At 35.8% G+C, this 5,025-nt stretch carries 5 protein-coding genes and 3 pseudogenes; 4 read left to right on the top strand and 4 right to left on the bottom strand.

Going from position 1 to position 5,025, the window contains the following annotated elements; translation table 11 throughout:
• Positions 1 to 281, top strand: a 281-nt coding sequence (locus BJN41_RS13190; protein WP_141730406.1) for a transposase, incomplete at its 5' end; no start/stop codon positions are given.
• Between the two features lie 135 nt (positions 282 to 416).
• On the opposite strand, the pseudogene BJN41_RS13185 reads toward BJN41_RS13190, so the two are convergent.
• Both BJN41_RS13185 and BJN41_RS13180 read right to left on the bottom strand, forming a co-directional pair.
• Positions 417 to 1,526: pseudogene (locus BJN41_RS13185) on the bottom strand (ABC transporter transmembrane domain-containing protein); the annotation flags it as partial.
• A gap of 240 nt (positions 1,527 to 1,766) precedes the next feature.
• Positions 1,767 to 2,003: a VF530 family DNA-binding protein gene (locus BJN41_RS13180; protein ID WP_070155733.1), complete on the bottom strand. Its 237-nt coding sequence runs from the start codon at positions 2,001 to 2,003 to the stop codon at positions 1,767 to 1,769.
• 119 nt (positions 2,004 to 2,122) lie between these two features.
• Here BJN41_RS13180 and BJN41_RS15485 point away from each other — a divergent pair.
• Positions 2,123 to 2,283 (top strand): annotated as a pseudogene (locus tag BJN41_RS15485) (IS3 family transposase); the annotation flags it as partial.
• Positions 2,284 to 2,388: 105 nt separating this feature from the next.
• Here the strand turns inward: BJN41_RS15485 and BJN41_RS15210 are convergent.
• Positions 2,389 to 2,774 (bottom strand): annotated as a pseudogene (locus tag BJN41_RS15210) (ISNCY family transposase); the annotation flags it as partial.
• A 232-nt stretch (positions 2,775 to 3,006) separates the two neighbouring features.
• Positions 3,007 to 3,288, bottom strand: a complete 282-nt coding sequence (locus BJN41_RS13165) for a DUF4258 domain-containing protein (protein ID WP_227515243.1) — start codon at positions 3,286 to 3,288, stop codon at positions 3,007 to 3,009.
• Positions 3,289 to 3,571: 283 nt separating this feature from the next.
• On the opposite strand from BJN41_RS13165, the gene csm6 reads away from it, so the two are divergent.
• Positions 3,572 to 4,687, top strand: coding sequence for a CRISPR-associated ring nuclease Csm6 (csm6, locus tag BJN41_RS13160; protein WP_070155727.1), 1,116 nt, complete (start codon positions 3,572 to 3,574; stop codon positions 4,685 to 4,687).
• 145 nt (positions 4,688 to 4,832) lie between these two features.
• A partial coding sequence (locus BJN41_RS13155; RefSeq protein ID WP_141730375.1) for a helix-turn-helix domain-containing protein occupies positions 4,833 to 5,025 on the top strand: 193 nt, incomplete at its 3' end.

The following is a 5,025-nucleotide window of genomic DNA, read 5'->3' as shown; positions in this document are numbered from 1 at the left end:
ATGAATTACATTCAAGTCATTGGAAAATAGAGCAATATCACCGGGTGATTAAACAGGTTTGTCATATTGAAAAGTTTCAAGTAAGACGATCTAAACTGATTTTGAATCATATTTTTTCAGCCTTGATGGCCTACGTCGAGATACAAAAGAACCAGTTTGAGCGGATCTTTGAAAATGTATATCGTTGGCAGAAGAAATTATTTAGACCAGTTATCAAAAACTTCATTGATGACTTTATTCTCGATAAAAATCATCTGCTACCACAGAGAATCTTTAAATAATAGTGCGTAAGTCCTATATTAGTAGCTTGTTTAAAAAAGATTTGTTTATTTTTCTATTAATTGCTTCTAAATAATAACTTCAATATTTTTGTGGTTAAAAGGCAAGGGGGTATTATGATGTGTTTTTTATTGAAAATAAGCTTTTATATTATCTTTAAACTGAATTTCGCCCTGAGTAACTTGTAATGGCTTCGCATCGGCTTTATCTTGTATCGCAATTGGACGTCCAAGAGTTTTCATACCATCTTGTATGGTGCCGACATTTTCAAACAGGGCAGAGGTCTGCCACATCATAAACTCAGCTATACTGTTCAATTTGAGAATCAAGGCTGTGGTGGCAGCAATAATACCTAATTCAGCACGACCATTGAGCCAAAGCCAAATAGCAGTACCTAAAACACCGACATATAGCACCACACTCAGTAAATTAATGCTGATTTCATATTGAGCGCCCAAACGCATTTGTTTATAAACTGTCACCATAAATTCTTGCATTGATGCTTTGGCGTATTGGCTTTCACGACCTGCATGCGCAAATAATTTTACGGTTTGAATATTGGTATAAGCATCCGTCACACGTCCTGTCATCACCGCACGTGCATCGGCTTGTTCATTAGATACTTTGCTCAAACGTGGAACAAAATAAACTGCGGCAAGAATAAATAAAGCCAGCCATAGCAATAATGGCAAAATGAGTATTGGAGAAATTGCGCCCAACACCAGACTAATTGTAATAAAGTAAATGAATACATAGGCAAGCATATCGCCCAAAATGACCCAAAACTCCCGTACGGCTAAAGCGGTTTGCATAACTTTGGCAGACAGTCGTCCTGCAAAATCGTTATGAAAAAAATCTAAGCTTTGTTGCAGCATTAAATTATGAAAACGCCAACGCAAGCGCATTGGAAAACCGCTGTATAGTATCTGATGCTTCACAATCGACTGCGCACTGGCAAAAAAGATATTCGCCAATAAAATACAAAACAGCAAAGTGAGGTTCTGTTGATGTTGGGCAAGGAAAGTGTCTGGCTTACTTTGACTAAGCCATGTGACTAAATCGCCAATTTTTGCATATAACAAAGCTTCAAAGCTGGCAGCGCCTGCAGTGCATGCAACCAATAACAATAAATATGGGCGCACACCTGAAGTTGCTTGCCAAACAAAGGCAAAAAAAGTGGTTGGCAAGGGTTCGGTCAAACCTTTATTTGGATAAGGATCTATAAGTTTCTCGAACCACTTGAGCATACGATATTACCTTGATGACTAAACTTAAATTTAACGACATACAAAATTAAAAGAATTAAAAACAAGTGCTTGGGATAAAACCAAGGGTATTCACCTGAATTTTCATGACGAATAACATTCCAACTTGCAGAGCTAGTTTACGCCATAACACAGCAAATGTTGAAAGAAGAAATATAGATGGTTAATTTGCATACAAACTATGTCAAAGATTCACTTTTATCTATAGGGTGTTGCCTAAGGCTAGGGTTTCTGTTTTGCTTTTTGACGTAACACATACAAATATAAGCTTTCTACTTTTTCACGTGCCCAGGGTGTGGTACGCAAGAATCGCAATGATGATTTAACACTTGGATCTATGCAAAAACATCTAATTTCAATTTTACGACTTAAACCTTCAAAGCCACCGTAGTAATCCAATAATTCATCCAAAATGTCAGCAAGTTTTTTGCCATGTAAAGGGTCATTGGAGGTGGTCATAATAGATCAATCGTATTTTGGGTGGCCATTATTATAACCCGGTACCAGGTTTGTCGGAGACAAAATTTTCTGAGATGAGAAGCGTTGCTTCGCAAGTTGTAGCGAAGCGTAGTGATCCGATGAAAAACCTAAATACACCCGCTGAAATCAGAGATAGAGCGGTTCAATTATTGATTGAATGTGAAAAGATTATCCATCGAATTGGGCTGCGATCACTGCGATTGTGCCTAAAATTAGTTGCACTCCTGAAACTCTACGAGTTTGGTATCAAAGATATTTATAACTGAATATTTAATTTATCATCACACCTAAAACCATAGAAAATTAGGTTTTACAGATATTTTTTTGTGCTAGTATTTTTAGAATTTAGCTATAGATCAACATAAAATTGCAGATATACCAGCTTGCCAGTGGCATCATTGATACTCACCAATAAACAGCAATTAGCAGCCCGTCCTTCAAACCAGTCAGATATGAGCTATTTATCTGCGTCAGCTCGAAGTAATCCTATTTATGGGCGGATTCAGGCGCTTGGAGCGAGGAGTCGATAAATCGGCTGCAATCATCCAAGAACCTAGTGTTTCTACTGAGATATCAAAACTATGAAAGGTGTGAGCTTTTCATGCACTAAATTTGAGCTTTATATTTCTGCTATAAGCGTCTCATCTGACGTTCTGAGATATGAAGTAGCTGAGGAGTCTAAGATTGGGTTATGCGTTGATCGCAGATTTCCTGCAAGACCGACAATCGTTTAAGTTCTTTATCCGACATAGACACCAATATATCAAAACGTCAGCTAAGCAAATTGCAGAAGTGTATATTCTAAAAGCGGACATTTTTACTTTGGAGAACGTTCACTTAACTAAAGTTGTTACTAATGAAAAACATATAAATCAATTAGATATAGTTTTTTATCCATGGTTTTAGTTAATTACTTTTTAACTAAAATTGTAACTCTTATGAAGAGTTAACTAAAATTGTAACTCTTATAAACGTTTTATTATCAATATCTTATCAATCGAAAATCTTTATTTCTAAACAGTGTTATGACAGCACCATTTAATGAGGTTACTAGGTGCATACCATTCATTTCTTTTAGACCAGGACAAATACTCTTGTATTTATCAACTTCTCTTCTACCTATACTGTAATAAACAGCACCATTTTGGTATTTTTTTCGTCCGAATTTCAAGATATTAGCAACGTGTCTTGGTTTGATACCTCGTTGTGAAGATCTTTTTACAGCATGCTTACTGAACCCTAAGCTTAATTGTTCAAAGTTCATAGAGATAGTCATTGTATCCGTCCTTAAATCAAACTGTGTACAATGAAATATATGCGAAACGCCAATTTTAAGAATGGTTTTACAAGCTTACGACAAGCCATTTTAATAAAGTATGCGAGTTATTATTTAAGTTGAAATTTAAAAATATTCAGAGTTTTTGTTTCAACTTTATTTGGTAAGGCAATAAAAGGTTAAGAAAAGCTTTCTAATTAAGTTAATCTAATATTAGAAGTTAAGTAATAGCTGAAAAAAAGAATAGTTCATAGTTAGAGAGCAGAACTGTATGCAAAAGAATATCTTATTTTTAGTGACAGGAATGACACCTCAGATCATTACTGAAACCTTATATGCTCTGGCAGTTGATCCAGAGCTTACTGATAAATGGGTGCCCACTGAAATCCATGTGCTGACGACTGCAAAAGGTAAAATTCAAATTAGATCACGGTTGTTTAATGATGGAATCTTTGAAAAGCTTCTTCAAGATTTTCATTTACCCAATATCAAATTTGATGATTCCACGCTGCATGTTATTACTCGTGATGGTGAAGAAATAGAAGACCTTAAAAATTTGGATGATAATGAACTAGCAGCGAATGAAACGTGTCGTTTAATTAAGCTTTTTACAGATGAGGAAAATTCTAGCGTACATGTGTCGATTGCTGGTGGACGCAAGACGATGGGGTTCTATGCAGGATATGCACTATCGTTATATGGCAGAGCGCAGGATAGTATGTCTCATATTTTAGTATCAGAAGAGTTTGAGTTTGCAACGAACTTTTACTATCCAACACCTTATGAGCATTATGTTGGAAAATACAATTCACAAGAACATTTGAATGCTCAACATGCGAAAGTCTTTTTAGCAAATATTCCTTTTGTTCGTTTGAGAAATACTTTACCTGATACACATCCATTGAAAATGGAAAACTATACGTTTTCAGATGTCATTGAACAACTTAATCAGGTCAATCAGCCGATATGTTTGAAAATTAATGTAACTCAACGTTATATCAAAATTAATGATTCATCCAGGGTTGAATTACCACCTCGAGAAATGGCAATGCTGATGTGGTTCGCAGACAATAAAGTGCGGGGGAAAGCAGGTATTAAAGCACCTACAGGTTCCTATAAAGGCGAAATGAGTCCTGCTGAACAGGTTTATATTCAAGAACTGACTGAAGAATATTTGCTTCATTATGATGAGTTAAAAGATAGTGATAGTGCGATAGAAGTGACGAAGGACTTTTTTGAGAGTACGAAGTCTAAGCTTAAAAAACAGTTAGCGAAACAATTAGGCAATGAGCTAACGGCTCGAATTATGCCAAAACAGAATGCGAGAAGTGCTCCTTTTTATTTACCGATTGAGAAGGAACAAATAGAGGTGGTCCCACTTGTTTGAACAACTAAAAGCGTATTTATAAGTGATATTCCGCTCTAGTTAAGTGTATTAGTTCAGACTTGATCGTACATTCTTCTTGAAAAAGAGAAAGTTACCCGTTTTGATAAAGGTGTCGAAATCTTAATCAAACAAAGGTAACTTTCTTATGTTGCATACTAACAATCAAATCATTAAACACAAAGTAGGTCTGCTCAATTTAGCTGAAGAGCTTCAGAATGTATCCAGAGCATGCAAAGTGATGGGTGTTTCAAGAGATACATTTTATCGCTATCAAGAGTTAGTGAAGTCTGGTGATATTGACGCACTGATCAATAAATCCCGTCGAGTACCAAATTTAA

This window comes from Acinetobacter towneri, from assembly GCF_001758345.1.
Taxonomy (GTDB): Bacteria; Pseudomonadota; Gammaproteobacteria; order Pseudomonadales; family Moraxellaceae; genus Acinetobacter; species Acinetobacter towneri_A.
The sequence above is the reverse complement of the archived record's forward strand: the minus strand, read 5'-3'. Positions and strand labels throughout refer to the sequence as shown.